This is a genomic window from Pseudomonas sp. BF-RE-25 (genome assembly GCF_019956105.1).
GTDB classification, from domain to species: Bacteria; Pseudomonadota; Gammaproteobacteria; order Pseudomonadales; family Pseudomonadaceae; genus Aquipseudomonas; species Aquipseudomonas migulae.
This window is the reverse complement of the sequence record NZ_JAHBDB010000008.1, coordinates 47975-68373: the sequence shown is the minus strand read 5'-3', so window position 1 is coordinate 68373 and position 20399 is coordinate 47975. Positions and strand designations below refer to the sequence as shown.

The window sequence follows — 20399 nt, the reverse complement described above, 5'->3', positions numbered from 1 at the left end:
GTCAGGGCTTTATCAGCTCCACCAATCTGCTATCGCTCGATCGGAATCGGTTGCCCCAAGGCCACCCAGTCCCGGTATAGCTGCGCACGGTTTTCCAGTGCCGCGAAAACCGCAAGAGGGTTATCGAAAGCGCCCTCCGGCATCGATACATCTCGCGCCAACCGCCCCCACAATTCTTCCGAAGCGTCTGCTTCCGTCAACATCCGCCATACCCGTGCCTGAAGGTCCAGATAATTGACCTGGAAATCCGGGGTGAGCGTCAATGTGTTCATGGTCCCTAAAAACCGGCCTCCTCTTGGCTTGAGCGCCAGTCGCTGCCAGATTTGCAGCCGGGCATCGCGCAGCCCTGCTTCAGTCCCGTTCAGCCAGGCCGCCGGATTCCCATAGTCAGCCCCCGCCGCACTCAACCATAAGTTGATCCCCGTTTGTTCTCGATGCGTAATCAGCCGCCGCAACGTGTCTTCGTCGGTCAACGGATTGTTCCACAGCAGCACCCGATCCCTTGCAATAGCCTGGTTTAGCACTGCCTGGGGAACCCGCGTGATCTGGTTATCGCGCAAATCAAGGGAGGTCAGGTACGGCTCATGCTTGATCCCGACCGGGCATCGACTTATTCCGGTATTCCTCAGGTTGAGCCGGCGCAGGTTGTTCAAGCCGAGCACCATCGGCGGTACGCCCAACGGGTTGTCGCTCAGGTCGAGGCTTTGCAGACTGGTCAGATCGGTCAGTTGTGAAGCGGCGCGCTCACTGAATACCAGTTGGGTGGCACGCAGATTGATTGAGGACAGGTGTCTCAACCCGCAGAGGGAAGGCGGCAAGGCACACCCCTCGTGGCCGTCCTCGGAGAAATGACGCAAGTCGACGTTTTCCAGATTCAACGTTTCAAGATTCGGGAAGCTTTCGAGAAAGCCGTTCAAACTGCCCTCCTCGGTCAGATGGAAGCCTTGCATCGACAATTCGATCACATCGTCCAGCCGGACATTCAGGGCAGGCAATCGGTGATAATTCTCGAAGTTAAGATCGAGCCTGACACCGCGCAGTTGCTCGCCTGAGTACAGGCGATTTAGCGGTGGCCCGCGTTTTTGCCAGATAGCGACAAGCTCTACGGCAAGCTCAGTCCTGATCGCTCGCTCCTCATTCAAGCCCGTTTGCAGGACATGCGCATTGTGCACGGCGATTTGTGCATGGCTCATACCCGCAGCGGCTTCGTCGCCCATGGCCAGCAAGGGAAGTTCGATGTCGGCAATGTCTAGCGCGGCTTGATCGACCCAGTCAATCAAATCGGTGTTGAGCTGGTGCAACTGCAGATTCAGCCCGTCGATGTGCGCCTGCACGGATACACCCGCGCGCTGTATGACCTGATCCGCGTCCGCGTCGGTGAAGTCCGGGTAAATGTCCTTGATCTGTAATCGGGTCGCTTGCAGTTTCATGGCGTCACCCTGCGGCGTCGTCGGGTAGCCTCCACCGCGCAACCCCTGCCGTTCGAAGGTCAGCCCTGAGTCGAGCCTTTGCAAGCCAAGCAGGGTTTCGGTTCGGGACAATGCGTGATCGCTGAGGCTGAGCCGCAACTCGCTGGCTGGATCCAGCGACGTGAGATGCAACACTGAGCGCTCTTCCTCCGACAGCACGCCGAGGATCGCGTCGTAGAAATCCGTTTGCCGGCCTTGCCGCAGGTAACGGTTTCCCACCTTGATGAGGTATCGGAAGTTCGGGGTATCAAGTGGTCCGCAACGGTCAAGAACCCGGCCAGTGGACGAACCGTCGAGGACCTCGATCCGCAAGTCCTGGGGCCAGCCGAGCAGGTTTTTCAGGGAGTGCAATGCCAGCCTGTCCGTCTCGGCGTTCACCACCGAGCGCAGATAAAAGCCTTCATAGGCACGATTGAGCCGCACATGCTGTTGGTATTGCCGTGCCTTGCTGTCCAGACGTGCGAAAACCTGCCTGGCCTCGGCCATCTCGGGCGCTCTTTGGATATCCACGCCATAGCGGTCGAGCATTTGCTCGATAGCGCTTGTTGGCAGGTCCGGGTATTGCTCCTGGAACAACCGGACCCATTCAAGCTCTGAACGTTGAAGTTCAGCGTAACGTTGGCCGAATAGCACTGGGTCCCCGGCCGGCCCTAGATCCTGATCGATCCTGAAGCGATTGATGGTGTCAGCCAACAAGGGCGTCGGCGAGCGGCCAGTCTGGATCAACCGCAGCATGTCGTCGTCAATCGTGCTGACCTTGCCGATCTGCGTCAGCACTTCATCGCTGAAGGACGCAACAGAGGGGCCAATTGCGCGCATGAGTTCGACGCGGGTCGCCGGCACCACGTTCGAAGGGCCTGGCGTTGGGGCAACGGCCACTTCCGGCACGGGCCTTGCGCCTTCCTCTGCTGAATCGACGATGGCTGCGTCACCTTTCGTCGCCACCTCCGCGACGATCGGCAAGGCATTGAGCAAGCCAAAAACCGTGCGCGTCACGCCCTCTGAGCGTTCGCTGGATGTCTTGCCGTTGACCACCTGATCAATGCCGTAGCCCGCATCGATAAGCCCGGCCAGCGCCAAGATTCCCTCGCCTCCCGGAACGAACAACGCCAAGGGCCCGAACCGGTTCACCCACTGCACAAGCGGCTCAACGACCGCGCTTAAATTGTCACGATTGACCTGGGCATCGTCCCGGATGCTTTTGATGCTGGCCCGGGCGGCCTGCTTCATCGTCAGCACGCACTGGGCAAACGGATCGGTGTCAGATGCCGGATCGTCGTAGCCAATGTACTCGTCCGGGTCCCAGTAGCCGTCGTTGTTGAAAAAACCGGCATTGTTCGTCAGCCAGTGTTTTGCCGGATACAACGCCATGCCATCCAGCGCCGTCAGAACACCGGCATGAAACGTACCGTCTTCGCGGTCATCTTCAGCAAAGTGGGCGGCCAATGCCTGCCTGGTCTCACTCACCCGGCCTTGAGCGACAATCCATTGGTGCAGTTGAACGGCATCGGCGAATTCGTGCAGCGGAGAAGAGTTGCCGGGAATGTACAACAGCACTCTGGGGCTTGCTGTGTCGCGAAAGGCCCAGATATCGGTCGCGGTATAACGGTAGAGCTTTAACCGGCCGATCCTGACCGAGGAAGGCGCGTGAGTCGGTGCTTGCAGTTGCCCGGTGGTGAGTGTTTCCCATGGCTGATCCGCTGGCAAACCCGCCGCTTGCATCGCCAGTTCCAGGCCTTTTGGCGACAGGCGTTGTTCGTGAAACTGCAACCAGGCGGCCATGACGAACGCCGCTTTGACCGACGTCCTCAGCGCGTAAGGTTCGGCTGCAACAAGTACGTCATCGGCTGGCCAGGCTTGACCGAGATACGCTTCGTACAAGTCCTTCAGTTCCAGTTCCCAGACCCATTTCTTGTAATCGGCAGGTCTCAGGTTGATCTGGGTTGAAGGCCCGTAAACTTGCGGTGTGGTTTGGCGATAGATGCCTTCATACGTCTGGTGATTGCCACTGCCGTGATCGGCGAACTCATCGACGCGCTCGACCATCCGGACCATGGGGCCAACGTCGGGTGGCGTGTACAGACCGAATGCCGTTTCAGCGAAACGCCCGTCACCCACGGTCTGGTAGTTGGTCAGCAGCGTTTGCAGCAGCGAACGGGAACTCGTCATTTTCCCCTGCTCGATACCGTTTTCTGCTGGATGGCCCTTGTAGTTGTAATCAAGCGTAACCAGCAAGGCTGTCTGCGGCTCAATCCCCTGGCCCCATTTTTCCTTGATCAGGTGTTCGCCGAACTGGTCGGGTGTTTGGGGCAACGCGATATCCAGCGCGGCTTTCAGTTCGTCTCGCATTCGTGCAGAGGGCGCAGGATGCGGGCCGGCAGCGTTGTTATGTGGGAGCTCTTTCATGGTGCATTCCATTGCAATCATTTCAGGAACACCACCCTACCCAACCCAGGCTGCCGAAAAAGCCGGACCGATTGACAGTGACGATAGGAAATTTCGCTGCATGCGCACGGAAAGCGCGGCCTTGCGAGAGGCAAAAAAAAACCGTGGAGGCTATCCACGGTTTCATTTTTCAGGCGACGGTGTTTTGAAAAATCACCAGAAGCGTTGCTGGGTCAGCCGACTCCACCAGCTCAGCAATACGCGATCGACCGAGCCGCTGGCCGCCATGCCGATGCGCTCTTGCAAGCTTTTGCGTTCGGCGTAGTGCAGGTGATAAAGCTCCGATTTCTTCGCGCGCTCGGCGAGGTATTCATCGCTGGTCTTGAGCTCGTCCACCAGTTGCTTGTCCAGCGCCGCAATGCCGAGCCAGATTTCGCCGGTTGCCACTTCGTCGATGGCCAATTGCGGGCGATAGCGGGAAACGAAGTTCTTGAACAGCTGGTGAGTGATGTCCAGGTCTTCCTGGAACTTCTCACGGCCCTTCTCGGTATTTTCGCCAAACACGGTGAGGGTGCGTTTGTACTCGCCGGCGGTCAGGACTTCGAAGTCGATGTCGTGTTTTTTCAGCAAGCGATTGACGTTGGGCAACTGCGCCACCACGCCGATCGAGCCGAGAATCGCGAACGGCGCGCTGATGATCTTCTCGCCGATGCACGCCATCATGTAACCGCCACTGGCCGCGACCTTGTCGATACACACGGTCAAAGGCACACCCGCATCACGGATGCGCGCCAGTTGCGAGGATGCCAGGCCGTAGCTGTGAACCATGCCGCCACCGCTTTCCAGACGCAGCACCACTTCGTCCTTTGGCGTGGCCAGGGTCAGCAGCGCGGTGATCTCGTGACGCAGGCTTTCAGTGGCCGATGCCTTGATGTCACCGTCGAAATCCAGCACGAACACCCGAGGTTTTGCTTCGGGTTTCTTCTTTTGCTTTTTCTCGGATTTAGCCTCGACCTTGCGCAAGGCCTTGAGCTGGTCCTTGTCGAGCAAGGTCTGCTCCAGGCGCTCGCGCAGCCCTTTGTAGAAATCATTGAGTTTGCTGACTTGCAACTGGCCGGCCGACTTGCGTCGACCTTTGCTGCGCAATGCCGCGAAACTGGCCAGGACCACCAGAATGGCGATCACCAATGTCACGGTTTTGGCCAGAAAACTGGCGTACTCGGACAAAAACTCCACAGTGACTCCTTCAGTACAATGCGCTGCATAAACACGCGCGGGATACCATCAGCATACCCATGCGCCGGCTTGGCGACCAGCCGTGAAACCTCTGGCAACAGGCCTGTAACGGGCATTTCAAACAAGCGTATGTTTTTTCATTGACAGCTCACCGCCATCCTCATAACCTCGCCGAACCTTCAACGTACCGGGATGACGCGGACGTGGGCACTATCTATTTGATTCGACATGGCCAGGCCTCCTTTGGTGCAGACGACTATGACGTCCTGTCGCCGACCGGTATTCGCCAGGCAGAAGTCCTCGGCCGGCACCTCGCCGAACTGGGTATCAGCTTCGACCGCTGCCTGTCGGGCGACCTGCGCCGACAGCAGCATACGGCCAACAGCGCGCTGGAACAGTTCGCGGCCGTGGGCCTGCCGGTGCCGACCGTGGAAATCGATTCCGCGTTCAACGAATTCGACGCCGACGCGGTCATCCGCGCGCTGTTGCCGGCCATGCTCGACGATGAGCCCGAAGCGCTGGACATCCTGCGCAACGCCGCGCAAAACCGTGCCGAGTTCCAACGTATTTTCGCGCTGATCATCGAGCGCTGGCTGGCCGGTACGTATGACACGCCGGGCCTGGAAAGCTGGCTGGGCTTTGTCGAGCGGGTGCAGGCCGGCCTGCATCGCATTCTCGAAAGCGCCGACAACACCCAGAAAATCGCCGTGTTCACCTCCGGCGGCACCATCACTGCCCTGCTCCACCTCATTACGCAAATGCCCGCCAGGCAGGCCTTTGAACTGAACTGGCAAATCGTCAACACCTCGCTCAACCAACTGAAATTCCGTGGTCGCGAGGTGGCACTGGCTTCTTTCAACAGTCATGCGCACCTGCAACTGTTGAAAGCACCGGAACTCATCACGTTTCGCTGAGTCCGGACTATTGTGACCCTGGCTGTAATCACCCAGCTCTAATTACCCAAGAAAGGATCGAACCATGACCTCCGTAGCTGATGCCGTACAAGCAATGAAAGCCAAGTTCAACCCAGCCGCTGCTGCCGGCCTGGACCTGGTTTTCGGTTTCCGCATCGACGACACCAAGAACTTCTCGCTGATCGTCAAGAACAGCACCTGCGAACTGCAAGAAGGCGAAAACCCGGACGCCCAGGTCACTCTGGTGATGGACGGCGAAACCCTGGAAGGCATCGTTGACGGTTCGACCGACGGCATGCAAGCGTTCATGGGCGGCAAACTGCGCGCTGAAGGCGACATGATGCTGGCCATGAAACTGTCCGAGCTGTTCCCAAGCTAAGACGGCGGCTCCCGCGCTCGGGAGCCTCTCTGGCTGCATACGAATCCCGCCCCTTGTGGCGGGATTCGTCGTTTTTCACCTTTGGAAAACGGCTGTCGGTGAATTTGCGGTCTATATTCCTTCTGGCCGCATGCGTCAGACATCGGCTGTTCTATCCCCTTTTTCTTCTATGAAAGAACCGAGCGGAGAACACTGCATGAGCCCACCTGACGAGCACGACGGTTTCAACCGTCGACGTGTACTGCAAGGCCTTACGGCAGGTGCCGTCGGCGCCTGGATCAGCCCGCTAATCGCAGGGAGTAAAACCATGCCAGATGCCCCGGCCGACCTCATTCTGTACAACGGACGCCTGCACACCGTCGATCGCAAGAAACCCCAGGCCAGCGCCGTCGCGATCAGGGACGGACGCTTCGTGGTGGTCGGCAGTGACGCTCAGGCCATGGCCCTGCAAGGTCCCGGCACGCAAATTATTGATCTGCACGGTCGCACGGTGATTCCCGGCCTCAATGACTCGCACCTGCACTTGATCCGTGGCGGCTTGAATTACAACCTTGAATTGCGCTGGGAAGGCGTGCCGTCCTTGGTCGATGCCTTGCGGATGCTCAAGGATCAGGCCGACCGCACACCCACGCCGCAATGGGTACGGGTGGTCGGAGGCTGGAACGAATTCCAGTTCGCCGAAAAGCGCCTGCCAACGATTGATGAACTGAACAAAGCCGCGCCGGATACGCCGGTGTTCGTGCTGCACCTCTACGACCGCGCCCTGCTCAACCGCGCCGCGTTGAAAGTGGTCGGCTACACCCGCGACACGCCGAACCCGCCGGGCGGTGAAATCCAGCGAGATGCCAACGGCGACCCGACCGGCATGCTGATCGCGCGCCCTAACGCGATGATTCTGTATTCGACCCTGGCCAAGGGCCCGAAACTGCCGCTGGAGTACCAGGTCAACTCGACCCGGCAGTTCATGCGCGAGCTCAATCGCCTCGGCGTCACCAGCGCCATCGACGCCGGCGGTGGTTATCAGAATTATCCGGACGACTATCAGGTGATCCAGCAACTGGCCAAAGACCAACAGCTGACGGTGCGGATCGCCTATAACCTGTTTACGCAGAAACCCAAGGAAGAGCTGACTGACTTCAAAAACTGGACCGGCACGTCGCATTACGGTCAGGGCGACGATTTCCTGCGGCACAACGGTGCCGGGGAAATGCTGGTGTTTTCGGCGGCGGATTTCGAAGACTTCCTGGAACCACGCCCGGACCTGCCGCAAACCATGGAGCAGGAACTGGAGCCAGTGGTCCGGCATCTGGTGGAGCAGCGTTGGCCATTCCGCCTGCACGCCACGTACAACGAATCCATCAGCCGCATGCTCGATGTGTTCGAGAAGGTCAATCGCGACATCCCGTTCGACGGTTTGCCATGGTTTTTCGACCACGCCGAAACCATCACCCCACAGAACATCGAGCGCGTCAAAGCCTTGGGCGGCGGCATTGCGATTCAGGACCGCATGGCCTTTCAAGGCGAGTACTTCGTCGATCGCTACGGCGCCAAGGCTGCCGAACACACACCACCTATCGCGCGCATGCTCGCCGAAGGTGTACCGGTCGGTGCCGGCACCGACGCCACGCGGGTGTCGAGCTACAACCCCTGGACTTCGATGTATTGGCTGGTCAGCGGCCGCACCGTCGGTGGTCTGGAGTTGTATCCGCAAGGCTTGAGCCGCGACACGGCGCTGGAGTTGTTCACCCACGGCAGCGCCTGGTTTTCTTCCGAGCAGGGCAAGAAAGGCCAGATCAAGGTCGGGCAACTGGCGGACCTGATTGCGCTGTCGGCGGACTATTTCCACATCGAGGACGAAGCGGTCAAGTGGATCGAGTCGGTGCTGACGATTGTCGACGGCAAGATTGTCTATGGCACCGCCGAGTTCGAGAAACTCGGGCCGCCGCCTGTGCCGGTGGTGCCGGAATGGTCACCGGTGGTGAACGTGCCGGGCCATTGGAAACCGTTGGCGCCGATGACGGCGCAGGTTCATCAGTGTGTCGGGGCTTGCGCTGTGCATGCCCATAGTCATGAGCGGGCGCGTTTGTCTTCGGCGCCGGTGAGTGATTTTCAGGGATTTTGGGGGGCGTTTGGTTGTTCGTGTTTTGCGTTTTGAATGCCTGGACTGAGATTGACGTTGCTCTCACAGGGTTAACTTTGGATCCTGTAGGAGCTGGCTTGCCAGCGATGGCTGCGTATCAGGCGACGAGTTTTTTGATGGTGTACATATCCATTACTGGGGTGACGGCGGCTATTGGTTCCGCCCTTACGGCGGGTCACTTGGAAGAGCGCCAAGTAACCAAACGCTCGCGCCCCTGACGTACGGTGGCTCGCTAATGCTCGCCATGCCCTCGCTCCGGTCCTGCTCCGTGGGCCCGCCGCCATCGGCCATCCATGGCCGGGGGCGGCTAACCCGGCATCCATGCCGGGTTGCCCACTGCGCAGAACCTCCGCTCGGCCTTCCGACGGGGCAGATCAAGATCAAAAGCCAAGCAAAAGCAAAAGCAAAAGCGAGGCGGCCTGCCAGCCGACCTGGTTCTTTGCTCGTACGCATCCCCCTGTAGGAGCCGGCTTGCTGGCGATAGCGTCCGTTCAGTCAATAAATATGTTGGATGACCCACCGCTATCGCCAGCAAGCCGGCTCCTACAGTTGATCGTATTTATCCAAATGCATATGCATTTCCCTTGTAGGAGCCAGCTTGCTGGCGATGGACGTCAACGATAACGCGGGCTGTCTGAATGAACGCGTCGCCTAGACGTTTTTCGCCGGCAAGCCGGCTCCTACAGGGATCGGCGTATGCTTTTGATTTTCACCACTCATCAGGCCGAGCGTTAGCTCGCCTTCAGCTTTTGATCTGAGCGCCCCCTCGAGAGGCCGAGTGGAGGTTCTGCGCAGTGGGCAACCCGGCATGGATGCCGGGTTAGCCGCGCACGGCCAGGGATGGCCGATCGCGGCGGGCCCACGGAGCAGGACCGGAGCGAGGGCATGCCGAGCCTAGGCGAGGCACCGAACGAAAGGGGCAAGAGCCCTTTGGTTACTTTGGGGCTTTTCCAAAGTGACTCGCCGTAAGGGCGAAACCAATAGCCGCCGTTACCCCAACAACGGATATGCACCCAATCAAAAAATGAGAGCCCCACAGTATCCGTTTACAATGCCCACACCTCCCGCACCGGCCGCCCCATGGACATCGACCTCGCCCGCACCTTTCTGGAAATCGTCCGCCACGGCAGCCTCGCCGCGGCTGCGGAAAAACTCCACGTCACCCAGACCGCGATCACCGCACGCGTGCAGAAACTCGAAAGCCAACTGGGCAGCACACTGTTCGTGCGCAACCGCGCCGGTGCCCGTCTGACCCCGAACGGCGAAGCATTTGTGGTGTACGCCAATCAACTGGTCGAAACCTGGGACGCCGCGCGCCGGGACTTGCCGTTGCCTGAGGGTTACCACGACGTATTGCATATCGGTGGCGAAGTCAGCCTGTGCAACCCGCTGATGCTCAGCTGGGCCGGCGAGCTGCGGGAGAAGATTCCCAGCCACGCGCTGCGCATGGAGATCCGCGACGGCGAAAACCTGCTGCGCCAACTGGAACTGGGGGTGTTGGACGCGGCGCTGGTCTACCAACCGGAGTATTGGCCGCGCCTGCAAGTCGAACAGGTGCTGGAGGAAAAACTGGTCCTCGTGCGGTTTCCCGGTAAACCCGATCCCTATGTCTACATCGACTGGGGCCCGGATTTCCGTCGCCAGCACGATGCGGCCCTACCGGAAAAAGCCAAGGCTGCCCTGAGCTTCAACCTCGGCCCGCTGGGCTTGCAATACATCCTTGAAAACGGCGGCAGTGGCTATTTCCGTACCCGCGTGGTGCAGAGCTATCTGGAAAGCGGCGTACTGGAACAGGTGCCCAAGGCCCCGGAATTCAGCTACCCGACGTATCTGGTCTATTCCCGCGACCGCGACTCGGCGACCCTGCAACGGGCCTTCGACCTGCTGCGTCAAGTCATCCAGTCCGATGAAGACTGGTCGCAACGCTGGAACCCGCTGACCTGAGTCTGCTTTACACCGGATCATGGCGTTTGTGTCCTCAAGCTTCGGCCCGCCTTGCACGACGGGATCGTCTAATCTGCTGGGACAACAATAACCACAGGTGACCGCAGTGAGGCAGACCACCGAGGCTTTTCGCAACCGCTATCGCGCTGACATTCATCCCCTCTACAACCCCTGGTTGCACGGTGCCTTTGTGCTGCTGTTCGGTTTGCTGGCCATCGGGTTGTTCTGGAGCACCGTGCACCAGGTGCAACCGCTGGAATGGCTGGCGGTGCCGCTGACGTTATTGTTCTTCAACTTTGGCGTGTACATGGTGCATCGCCACCTGGGGCATCACAAAAAGAGTTTCGCGCGGATGTTCTATGCCCGTCACGCCGGTGACCATCACAGCTTCTTTGCGCCCGGGCACATGACCTACGACAGCGCCCGTGACTGGCGGGTAATCCTGTTTCCCGCATGGCTGATCGTGGTCCACACACTCGTCATTACCCTGCCCGTCTGGTGGCTGCTTGAGCAGTTCGATGCCAACGTCGCCGGGCTTTTCGGTGGCTGCCTGGTCCTTGGCTACCTGACTTATGAAGTGTTTCATGCCTGCGAGCACCTGCCGCCCGAGAACCCGGTCACACGCTTGCCGTGGATCCGCCAGATGCGCCGTCTGCACGAGCTGCATCACCGTCGCGAGTTGATGCAGGAACGCAACTTCAACATCGTTTTTCCGCTGATGGACTACCTGTTCGGCACGCTCTATTGGGAGCCCGAGCCGACCTACCTGACGAGAGCGCCCATGACCAGCATGCAGCATCAGATCAACATTGCCGGCAACCCGATTGACGTGCTCGCCTACGCCAGCACCGTGACCCGTTGGCCCGAATGGCACCCGTCGTCGCTCAAGGTCGATGGTCCGCGCGGCTCGCTGCATGCCGGGGCGCGGTTCGAGGAAGACATCCGCGCCGGTGGGCGCGAGGGGCATCTGAGCTGGGTGGTCGACGAGTACCTGCCCGGTCGCCGCTGGATCGCTCGGGCTCATGGTGACAATGGACTGTCGCTGGTGGTGACTTACGAATGCACGGCCGAGGGCGATGGCACGCGGTTTGTCCGTACCCTGGACTATCAGTTCAGCGGCCTGGCAATGCGCATCGCCAATCGACTGTTGCTCAAGCGGCGCATTGACCGTGAATCGGCAGCATCGATGCAGGCCTTGCGCGAGATGGCGCACAAACACCTGGCCGCCGCAGGAGCCAACGCGTGAGTCGAACCATCAAGTTTCGCCATGTCGTGTTGCTGGTGATCGTGGCCATCGCGGCCTTTCTGCTGCTGATGCCGACCAAGGTGCAACCGGTGGCCTGGACTCCGCCCCCGGCACCGTCCCTCACCAGCGGCCCCTACGCCGACAATCAACGCCTCAAAGGTGTGGAGCGTGTCGGCGCGGCGGATATCGAAGGGCCGGAAGCGTTGCTGCTGGAGAACAATGCGCTCATTACGGGCCTGCATGACGGCCGTCTGATCCGCACCAGCCTCGACGGCGAAGCCACCAAGGTGCTGGCCGATACCGGCGGCCGACCGCTGGGCCTGGCGCGTCACCCCAATGGTTTGCTGGTGATCGCCGACGGGATCAAGGGCTTGTTGTCGCTGGACGCCCAGGGTCGCTTGATTCCATTGACCACAGAGGCCAACAGCGTGCCCTTCGGTTTCACTGATGACGTGGTCATCGACAAGTCGGGGCACTACGCCTATTTCAGCGATGCTTCCAGCCGCTTCGGCTATGGCAGCGATGGCGACGCGATCATCGAGCATGGCGGCGACGGTCGCTTGCTGCGTTATGACTTCCAGACCGGTAAAACCACGGTCCTGCTGGATAAGCTGGAGTTCGCCAACGGCGTGACGCTGGGCCCGGACGATGCCTTTGTGCTGGTGAACGAGACCGGCGCCTATCGCATCAGCCGTTACTGGCTGAGCGGCCCCAAGGCCGGTACCCACGATCTGTTTATCGACAACTTGCCGGGCTTGCCGGACAACCTGGCGTTCAATGGCCGGGACCGTTTCTGGGTGGCGCTGTATGCACCGCGCAACGCCCTGCTCGATGCCACGGCGCCGCATCCCTTCGTGCGCAAGATGATTGTGCGGGCGATGACGGTCTTGCCCAAACCCATAGAGAAACGCGGGTTTGTCCTGGGGCTGAATCTGGAGGGAAAAGTGATCGCCAATCTGCAGGATGGCAGCAGCGGTAACTACTCACCGATCACCACGGTGCGTGAATATGGGGAGTGGTTGTATTTCGGCTCGTTGAAGGCCAGGCACATGGTGCGATTGCCGCTCGCCACCGCGTTGTCGAACTGACCTGTAGGAGCTGGCTTGCCAGCGATGGCGTCATCGTGGCCACCATCGCTTCGCCAGCAAGCTGGCTCCTACAGGTTCGGTGTCGTTCAAAAGTTAACGGGGATCCATTTCGCTATGGGGTTCTGCGTTGTCGGTTTCCTTTCGGGAGCGACACGTCAGGACGGGACCTGAAGCTGTTGGACGATCTTCTCCTTGACCTGAAAACGCTTCTCCTTGAGCTTCTTCACTGAGTCATCGCTGGACTTGGCCTGCTCTGCCTTCACCACTTCGGCATCCGCCTGCGAATACTTGTTGATCAGTGAATCCAGTAACGGATCCTTGGTGCGTTTTTGCTGGATATCTTCCTTTGAAAGTTTCAAATCCTGATAAAGGTCGTGTGGCACCGGCATGGAACACCTCCGTTTGTTGATCGGCGGCAAACGCGATCGATTGCGTTCACCAACTATCAGAATGGCCTCGGTTGGCAGGTTCTGTCGACCGCCTATCAGACCAGCGGTGTCCGTTCGTCGTCCTGGCGCTACGTATTGAGGGTTCTGGCGAGGAACGGCGCGGTTCGGCTTTTATTGCTGCTGGCGACTTTCTGCGGCGCGCCCGCCACCACAATCTTGCCGCCCTGATCCCCGGCCCCCGGTCCGATGTCGATCACCCAGTCACTTTGAGCTACCACGCGCATTTCATGTTCGACGACGATCACCGTGTGCCCCGCCGTCACCAGCGTGTTCAACTGTTCGAGCAAGCGATCGACATCCCGCGGGTGCAACCCGGTGGTGGGTTCGTCAAGCACGTAAAGCGTTGCCCCGCGCTGGTTGCGCTGCAGTTCGGTGGCCAGTTTGATGCGCTGGGCTTCGCCGCCCGACAACTCGGTCGCCGGTTGGCCGAGCCGCAGGTAACCCAGGCCGATATCGCGCAGCACTTCCAGTGAGCGGCGAATACCCGATTGCTCGGCAAACACCTCGACCGCTTCATCCACCGTCAATTGCAATACCTGCGCAATGCTCAATCCCTGCCAGGTAATCGCCAGCGTCTCGGGGTTGTAGCGGGCGCCATGGCAAGTCGGGCATGGTGCGTAGACGCTGGGCATGAAGAGCAATTCGACGCTGACAAAACCCTCGCCTTCGCAGGTCGGGCAGCGACCCTTGGCGACGTTGAAGGAGAACTGGCCGGCGTCGTAGCCCTTGGCTTGCGCCTCGGGCGTGGCGGCGTAGAGTTTGCGCACGTTGTCGAACAGCCCGGTGTAAGTCGCCAGGTTAGAGCGCGGCGTGCGGCCGATGGGTTTCTGATCGACTTGCACCAGCCGCTTGATCGACTCCAGCCCTGCGCTGACCTGACCGCCACTGACTTGCGGTGCATCGTCCTCAAGGCTCAATTCTTCTGCCTCGCTGTCACTGGCGGCGCGCCCGAGATGCGCACCCACCAGTTCCAGCAACGCCTGACTGACCAGGCTTGATTTACCGGAACCCGACACACCGGTCACCGAGGTGAAACAGCCCAGCGGAAACTCGACGCTGAGGTTATTCAGGTTGTTGCGAGTGATGCCTTCCAGCCGTAGCCAATCGGCCGGCTTGCGGCTGGCTCGCGGCAGCCTGACCTGATCGGCGAACAGGTAGGCGCGGGTCTGCGAGTTCGTTACGTCGGCCAGGCCCTGCGGTGGACCGCTGTACAGAATCCGGCCGCCATGCTCACCCGCCGCCGGCCCGACATCGATCAGCCAGTCGGCGCGGCGCATGGTTTCCAGATCATGCTCGACCACAAACAGCGTGTTGCCCGCCGCTTTCAAGCGTTGCAGGGCTTCGAACAGCGCTTCGCCATCCGCCGGGTGCAGACCGGCCGACGGTTCGTCCAGCACGTAAATCACCCCGAACAATTGCGAACCCAATTGCGTCGCCAGACGCAGGCGTTGCAATTCGCCGGACGACAACGTCGGCGTGCTGCGCTCCAGTGCCAGGTAACCGAGCCCCAGGTCCGTCAACGTGCTGACCCGCTCCAGCAAATCCTGGGCGATGCGTTGCGCAGCCAGGCGTTTTTCCACCGACAGGTTCGGCGTGTGGCGCACATCCGGTGCATGGGCGTGACCACTGGCGCCGTGGGCCACTCGCTGCTCACGGGCTTCGCGGGTCTGCTCGTGGGTCAAGACCTCGCCTGCCTCATCGGCCTGCTCGAGGTAACTGTGCGCCGCCACTGGTTTCAATACGTCGGCCACTTGCAGCAACGGCATTTGCGCCAACTCGCCAATGTCGTAACCGGCAAAGGTCACCGACAACGCCTCGCGTTTCAGGCGCTTGCCGTCGCACAGCGGGCAGGGGCTGCCGAGCATGAATTGCGAGACGCGCTTCTTCATCAGCGCACTTTGCGAGTGGGTGAACGTGTGCAGGATGTAGCGCCGGGCACCGGTGAAGGTGCCCTGGTAACTCGGCTCCATGTTGCGCTTGAGCGCGACTTTGGTTTCTTCGGGTGTGAGCCCGGCATACACCGGAACGGTCGGGGTTTCTTCGGTGAAAAGAATCCAGTCGCGGAGCTTTTTCGGCAGGTCACGCCAGGGTTTATCGACGTCGTAGCCCATGGTGACGAGGATGTCCCGCAGGTTCTGTCCTTGCCACGCCGTGGGCCAGGAAGCGACCGCGCGTTGGCGAATGGTCAGGCTCGGGTCCGGGACCATCAGCGCTTCGGTGACTTCATAGACCCGGCCCAAACCATGACATTCAGGGCAGGCGCCCTGGGGCGTGTTCGGTGAAAAGTCTTCGGCGTAGAGCATCGGTTGCCCCGGCGGATAGCTGCCGGCGCGCGAATACAGCATGCGGATCAGGCTCGACAACGTGGTCACGCTGCCCACCGAAGACCGCGTGCTCGGCGTGCCCCGTTGTTGTTGCAAGGCGACCGCTGGCGGCAGGCCTTCGATGGAGTCGACATCCGGCACACCAACCTGGTCGATCAGACGCCGCGCATACGGCGCCACGGATTCGAAATAACGGCGTTGCGCTTCGGCGTACAGGGTCGAAAACGCCAGGGATGACTTCCCTGAACCGGAGACGCCGGTGAACACCACCAGCGCATCACGGGGGATATCGACGTCGATGTTCTTGAGGTTGTGCTCACGGGCCCCGCGTACCCTGACCATGCCGGAAGGAGGATTGGAGGTGCGCTTTGAAGTCATCAGGTGGCCTTGATCAAAAAGTTCGAAGGATTAACGCATTGCCAGGAATTTACGCGATCCAATTGTAGGAGCCGGCTTGCCGGCGATAGCGGTGTATCAGGCGATATCTTTATCGGCTGGGAGGACGCCATCGCCGGCAAGCCGGCTCCTACAAGGGATCGGGGTTCAGCCGTTGAGGACGGTGCGGACCATTCGGGTCAGCGCCTCGGGACCATAGGGTTTGCTCAGCAAAAAAGTGTCGGGGCTGAGCTGGTGATTGCGCGAAATAATGTCACGAGTGTGGCCGGACGTGAACAGTACGGCCACCGGTGGCGTTTGCACTTTGGCCCAGGCGGCCAGGTCCGAGCTTTTGATCAGGCCGGGCATGACCACGTCGGTGAAAATCAGTTGAACCACCACGCCGTCGAGCAGCATCTGCATGGCGGCATCACCGTTGGCGGCGGTCAGGACCTGATAGCCCTCCTCGCTCAATAATTCCACCGCCGAAGCGCGCACCGCTTCATTGTCCTCGACCACCAAAATGGTTTCATGCCCACCGCGTTGCTGCGTGTCATGGGTCGCTGTTTCACTGAGCAACGGGCGCAGGCTGCGCGGAAAATACAGCTGCACCCGAGTGCCCTGTCCTTCGACGCTGGACATCTCGATGTGCCCGTCACTCTGTTTGACGAAACCGAACACCATGCTCAACCCCAACCCCGTACCCTGACCATCGGCCTTGGTGGTGAAAAACGGTTCAAACGCTTGCGCGAGCACTTGCGGTGGCATGCCGAGGCCGGTATCCGCCACGGCGACGCGCACGTAATCGCCAGGCGAAATACCTTTGCCCGCGCAAAACTTGCGGTCGAGGGTAACGTTCTCGGCGCTCAATTCAATGGTGCCTTCGCCCGCCATGGCGTCACGGGCATTGATCGCGAGATTGAGAATGGCGTTTTCCAGTTGGTTGCGATCAACGTTGATGTGCCAGGACGCTTGAGGCAACCGCACATCGATCTGGATGGTTTCACCCAACGCCCGTTGCAGCAGCTCGCCCAGACCTTCGAAGATCTGTCGTGGGTCGCAGACCGCTGGAGACAGCGGCTGACGGCGGGCGAAAGCAAGTAATTGCGAAGACAGTTTCGCGCCACGCTCCACCGCCGCAATCGACGCCGAGACTCGACGCTGCACGTTGGCATTGTCCGGTTCATGCCGCGCCAGCAGGTGCAGGTTGCCGGCGATCACTTGCAGCAGGTTATTGAAGTCATGGGCCACGCCCCCCGTGAGACCGCCGATGGCTTCGAGCTTCTGCGACTGGCGCAGTTGTTCTTCCGCCGCCAGCCGCGCTTCGACTTCGTCGGCGACGCGCTGCTCCAGGTTTCGGGTGAATTTGAGCAGGGATTCTTCAGCGGTCTTGCGTTCGTGGATGTCGATCAACACGCCGGGAAAGCGGAACGGCTCACCCTGATCATCGAATTCGCAGCAACCGCTGGCCTGCACCCACAGGTAACTGCCGTCGGGACGCAGGACCCGATATTCGGCGTTGAAAGGCTCACCGGTGGTGATGGATTGATTGACTTGCTCATTGACCCAACTGCGGTCGTCGGGATGAATCCGCGCTTCGGCGAATTCCGTTGGCAGGTTGCCCAGGTCATGCTCGGCCGGGAAGGAAAAGGTCCGGGCAAAGCGTTCATCGCCGGAGAGCCGATTGCCTTTGATGTCCCAGACGAACGAGCCGAGCAAGGCACCGGCATTCAACGCCAGGCGCACCCGTTCATTGTCGGCGTGGTAGGCGTCTTCGGCCTCCTGGCGCCGGCGTTCGGAAATCACATGCTCCGTGGTTTCGACCACCATCGCCATGACCCCGGCCGGGGTCCCCTCGTCATTCGCCACTGGGCTGTAATAGAGGTCCAGCCAGACGTTTTCGGGGACGCCGTCGCGCAACAGCACCAGCTCCTTGTTGCGATAGGACAACGTGCCACCCGCCAGGCAAGTGTCGACTACGTGACGATTGAAATCGGCGACTTCCGGCCAGCCCAGCTCCACCGGAGAGCCCAACAGATAAGGATGTCGGCCACCGGCGAACGACGAGTACGCATCGTTATAGATCATGTAGCCGGGGCGGCCCCAGAGCATCACCATCGGCAGCGGCGACGCGAGCAACAATTGCACCGCGCTGCACAGGCTGGCGGGCCAGGTCTCCAGGCTTCCCAGTTCAGTGCGACGCCAGTCGAACGCACGGATGCGTCCGGCCATTTCACCGTTCCATCCAGCACACCCGTGGCTATCGTCTAGAAACTGCATCGACTGGCTCTGTGTCCTGTGATTGGCGCCCGTTTGTTTCGAGCACTGCGGATGCCAATGGTTTCATAGAGGTTAGCTGATTCTCGCGGCCCCCTCAGGGACCGGGAATCTGCGGCTGCTACAAATCCCTGTGGGAGCGAGACCGGCTTGCCGGCGATGAGGGCGTGACACTCGACATCTTCATCGACTGTTGCACCGCTATCGCGAGCAGGCTCGCTCCCACAGGGTGCAACTTCAGATTCAGGTTTTGTGGCTACACCTCGATCAGGTGCTTGAGCGGGTGATATCCAGTCTTCAACGTCGCGGCGACGTCCAGGATCGCCTTTTCGATGCCGTTCAAATGGATGCAGGTCAGTTCGATGGCGGCGCTCTGGTTACCGGCCTCGATGTACTCGATCAGGCGCAGGTGCTCATCGTCGCGGCAGGCTTCGTGGCTGTCGTCGTCCAGCGCGGCGGCGTACAGCGAGGCGCGGGAGATCAGTTTGCGGAACCAGTCCAGCAACACCGGATTGTTCAGGCTTTGCGCGAGTTTGATGTGGAACTCGCCGAGCAGATGGATCAGCCGTTCATGGTCGCCGTTGCGGTGCGCTTCATCCTCGAGCAACAGGTGATCGCGCAGGTCCCGGGTCACGGCGGTGTCGCGACGCCGGCAGAGTTCGGTGACGATGCCGATCTCGATCAGGCGTCGCGTTTCAAACAGCGAACGGATCTCTTCATCGCTGGGCAACGACACCGATGCACCCTTATTGGGCTCGGTCGTCACCAATCCATCCGCCTCCAATTGCTTGAGCGCGGCACGAACCGACGTTCGGCTGACATTAAAAAGTTCGGCCAGCGAAGTCTCCCCAAGCTTCATGCCAGGGCGCAACGAACGCTTGCTGATCGCCTCGTAAACCCCTTGGTAGACGCGGTCGACCGTGGTCTCGAGTTTCTTCTCGGTCATCTCAACACTCCTTTAGCGCTAAACAACCGGCCCCAGGCGATGAGCAGCCTTTGAAAAAGGGGGTTGCACGAGCAGATTAATCCGGTTATTTGTAGATTGCATCCAGATATTGCATACAATAATTAGAGGATTGCACCATCATGGGTCAACCAATAGCAATCGAAGTGCGTAACGTCTCCAAGCGGTATTCCGACGATCCGGGGCTGGCTCCAGCCCTCGACAACGTGTCAGTCGACATTGCCGACAACGAATTCTTCACCCTGCTCGGCCCGTCCGGCTGTGGCAAAACCACCCTGCTGCGCACCATCGCCGGTTTCGAACACGTCAGCGATGGCGAGATCCGTCTCGCCGGCGAACCGGTCAACGACTTGCCGCCGTTCAAGCGTCGGGTCAATACCGTCTTCCAGAGCTATGCGCTGTTTCCACACATGAGCGTCGCGCAGAATATCGCCTTCGGGCTCGAGATGCAGGGCCTTGATCACAAGGTTATTCCTCGGCGTGTCGATGAGATGCTGGCGCTGGTACAAATGCAACACCTGGCCAGACGCAAACCCGCCGAGTTGTCCGGTGGCCAGCAACAACGCGTGGCTCTGGCGCGCGCCCTGGCGCCAAAACCGAAAGTGTTGTTGCTCGACGAACCCCTGTCGGCGCTCGACCTCAAGCTGCGTAAAGAGATGCAGGTCGAACTCAAGCGCGTGCAGAAGGAAGCCGGGATCACCTTCATTTTCGTCACCCACGATCAGGAAGAAGCCCTGACCCTGTCTGACCGCATTGCCGTGATGTCCGCCGGCAAGATCCTGCAGATCGGCACCCCCAACGATATTTACGAACGGCCGCAGCATCAGTTCGTCGCCCAGTTCATCGGCGACATCAATTTCCTGCCCGGTCATCTCAAGCGCGGCCAACAGAACGAAAAGCTCTTCGTGCCCAGCGGCATGCCGGTGGAGATCCCCTGCCCGGCCCAGGGTTTCGACGGCAACAACGTGCAACTGGCGTTCCGCCCGGAGCGCTCGCAACTGGTCGACGTCGGGCAGCCTCATCACCTGCGCGGCGTGATCGAAGCGGTGTTGTATGTCGGCACCGCGACGCTTTATCAGTGCCGCTTGAACAACGACATCAAGGTCATGTTGCGCGAGAACAACGAAGGCCTGAACCGTGGCCGAGTGGTCGGTGATCGTGTCGCGGTCAATCTGCCGCCCCACGCCTGCCTGTTGATGGAGGCCTGAG

General features: G+C 60.1%; 13 protein-coding genes. 7 read left to right on the top strand and 6 right to left on the bottom strand.

What is annotated here, in order from left to right; all coding sequences use genetic code 11:
* Positions 1-29 precede the first annotated feature (29 nt).
* Positions 30-3875 (bottom strand): dermonecrotic toxin domain-containing protein, encoded by a 3846-nt coding sequence (locus KGB24_RS04520; RefSeq protein ID WP_223413536.1) that lies wholly within the window; start codon positions 3873-3875, stop codon positions 30-32.
* A 192-nt stretch (positions 3876-4067) separates the two neighbouring features.
* The gene (gene sohB / locus KGB24_RS04515; RefSeq protein ID WP_192416602.1) at positions 4068-5090 is read right to left on the bottom strand and encodes a protease SohB; all 1023 of its coding nucleotides are present in this window, start codon (positions 5088-5090) and stop codon (positions 4068-4070) included.
* A gap of 203 nt (positions 5091-5293) precedes the next feature.
* On the opposite strand from sohB, the gene KGB24_RS04510 reads away from it, so the two are divergent.
* From KGB24_RS04510 to KGB24_RS04485, 6 genes are all read left to right on the top strand, one after another.
* Positions 5294-6004, top strand: a complete 711-nt coding sequence (locus KGB24_RS04510) for a histidine phosphatase family protein (RefSeq protein ID WP_008035704.1) — start codon at positions 5294-5296, stop codon at positions 6002-6004.
* 64 nt (positions 6005-6068) lie between these two features.
* On the top strand, positions 6069-6383 hold the full coding sequence (locus KGB24_RS04505) for an SCP2 sterol-binding domain-containing protein (RefSeq protein ID WP_007976511.1): 315 nt from the start codon (positions 6069-6071) through the stop codon (positions 6381-6383).
* Positions 6384-6690: 307 nt separating this feature from the next.
* Complete coding sequence (locus KGB24_RS04500) at positions 6691-8538, top strand: amidohydrolase (protein WP_223413535.1); 1848 nt, start codon at positions 6691-6693, stop codon at positions 8536-8538.
* Positions 8539-9603: 1065 nt separating this feature from the next.
* Complete coding sequence (locus KGB24_RS04495; RefSeq protein ID WP_008031541.1) at positions 9604-10467, top strand: LysR family transcriptional regulator; 864 nt, start codon at positions 9604-9606, stop codon at positions 10465-10467.
* A 106-nt stretch (positions 10468-10573) separates the two neighbouring features.
* Positions 10574-11713, top strand: a complete 1140-nt coding sequence (locus KGB24_RS04490; protein ID WP_223414193.1) for a sterol desaturase/SRPBCC family protein — start codon at positions 10574-10576, stop codon at positions 11711-11713.
* Positions 11710-12801 (top strand): SMP-30/gluconolactonase/LRE family protein, encoded by a 1092-nt coding sequence (locus tag KGB24_RS04485; RefSeq protein WP_223414192.1) that lies wholly within the window; start codon positions 11710-11712, stop codon positions 12799-12801. The genes KGB24_RS04490 and KGB24_RS04485 overlap by 4 nt, the downstream gene beginning before the upstream one ends.
* A gap of 155 nt (positions 12802-12956) precedes the next feature.
* Here the strand turns inward: KGB24_RS04485 and KGB24_RS04480 are convergent, their stop codons facing one another.
* The 4 genes from KGB24_RS04480 to KGB24_RS04465 all read right to left on the bottom strand — a co-directional run bounded on the left by KGB24_RS04480 (position 12957) and on the right by KGB24_RS04465 (position 19172).
* Positions 12957-13190: a hypothetical protein gene (locus tag KGB24_RS04480; protein ID WP_008031536.1), complete on the bottom strand. Its 234-nt coding sequence runs from the start codon at positions 13188-13190 to the stop codon at positions 12957-12959.
* A gap of 128 nt (positions 13191-13318) precedes the next feature.
* Positions 13319-15952 carry an excinuclease ABC subunit UvrA gene (locus tag KGB24_RS04475; RefSeq protein ID WP_223414191.1) on the bottom strand — a complete coding sequence of 878 codons (2634 nt, stop codon included), beginning with the start codon at positions 15950-15952 and terminating at the stop codon, positions 13319-13321.
* Between the two features lie 165 nt (positions 15953-16117).
* A complete protein-coding gene (locus KGB24_RS04470; protein WP_223414190.1) occupies positions 16118-18181 on the bottom strand; it encodes a PAS domain-containing sensor histidine kinase in 2064 nt (687 codons plus the stop codon).
* A gap of 301 nt (positions 18182-18482) precedes the next feature.
* Complete coding sequence (locus tag KGB24_RS04465) at positions 18483-19172, bottom strand: GntR family transcriptional regulator (protein WP_008031530.1); 690 nt, start codon at positions 19170-19172, stop codon at positions 18483-18485.
* A gap of 140 nt (positions 19173-19312) precedes the next feature.
* On the opposite strand from KGB24_RS04465, the gene KGB24_RS04460 reads away from it, so the two are divergent.
* Positions 19313-20398 (top strand): ABC transporter ATP-binding protein, encoded by a 1086-nt coding sequence (locus KGB24_RS04460; RefSeq protein ID WP_008031528.1) that lies wholly within the window; start codon positions 19313-19315, stop codon positions 20396-20398.
* Position 20399: the final 1 nt, after the last annotated feature.

Coding starts and splice junctions, on each gene's coding strand:
- KGB24_RS04460 (WP_008031528.1), top strand. CDS start 19,313: ATGGGTCAACCAATAGCAATCGAAGTGCGTAACGTCTCCAAGCGGTAT.
- KGB24_RS04475 (WP_223414191.1), bottom strand. CDS start 15,952: ATGACTTCAAAGCGCACCTCCAATCCTCCTTCCGGCATGGTCAGGGTA.
- KGB24_RS04465 (WP_008031530.1), bottom strand. CDS start 19,172: ATGACCGAGAAGAAACTCGAGACCACGGTCGACCGCGTCTACCAAGGG.
- KGB24_RS04480 (WP_008031536.1), bottom strand. CDS start 13,190: ATGCCGGTGCCACACGACCTTTATCAGGATTTGAAACTTTCAAAGGAA.
- KGB24_RS04500 (WP_223413535.1), top strand. CDS start 6,691: ATGCCAGATGCCCCGGCCGACCTCATTCTGTACAACGGACGCCTGCAC.
- KGB24_RS04520 (WP_223413536.1), bottom strand. CDS start 3,875: ATGAAAGAGCTCCCACATAACAACGCTGCCGGCCCGCATCCTGCGCCC.
- KGB24_RS04470 (WP_223414190.1), bottom strand. CDS start 18,181: ATGGCCGGACGCATCCGTGCGTTCGACTGGCGTCGCACTGAACTGGGA.
- KGB24_RS04505 (WP_007976511.1), top strand. CDS start 6,069: ATGACCTCCGTAGCTGATGCCGTACAAGCAATGAAAGCCAAGTTCAAC.
- KGB24_RS04495 (WP_008031541.1), top strand. CDS start 9,604: ATGGACATCGACCTCGCCCGCACCTTTCTGGAAATCGTCCGCCACGGC.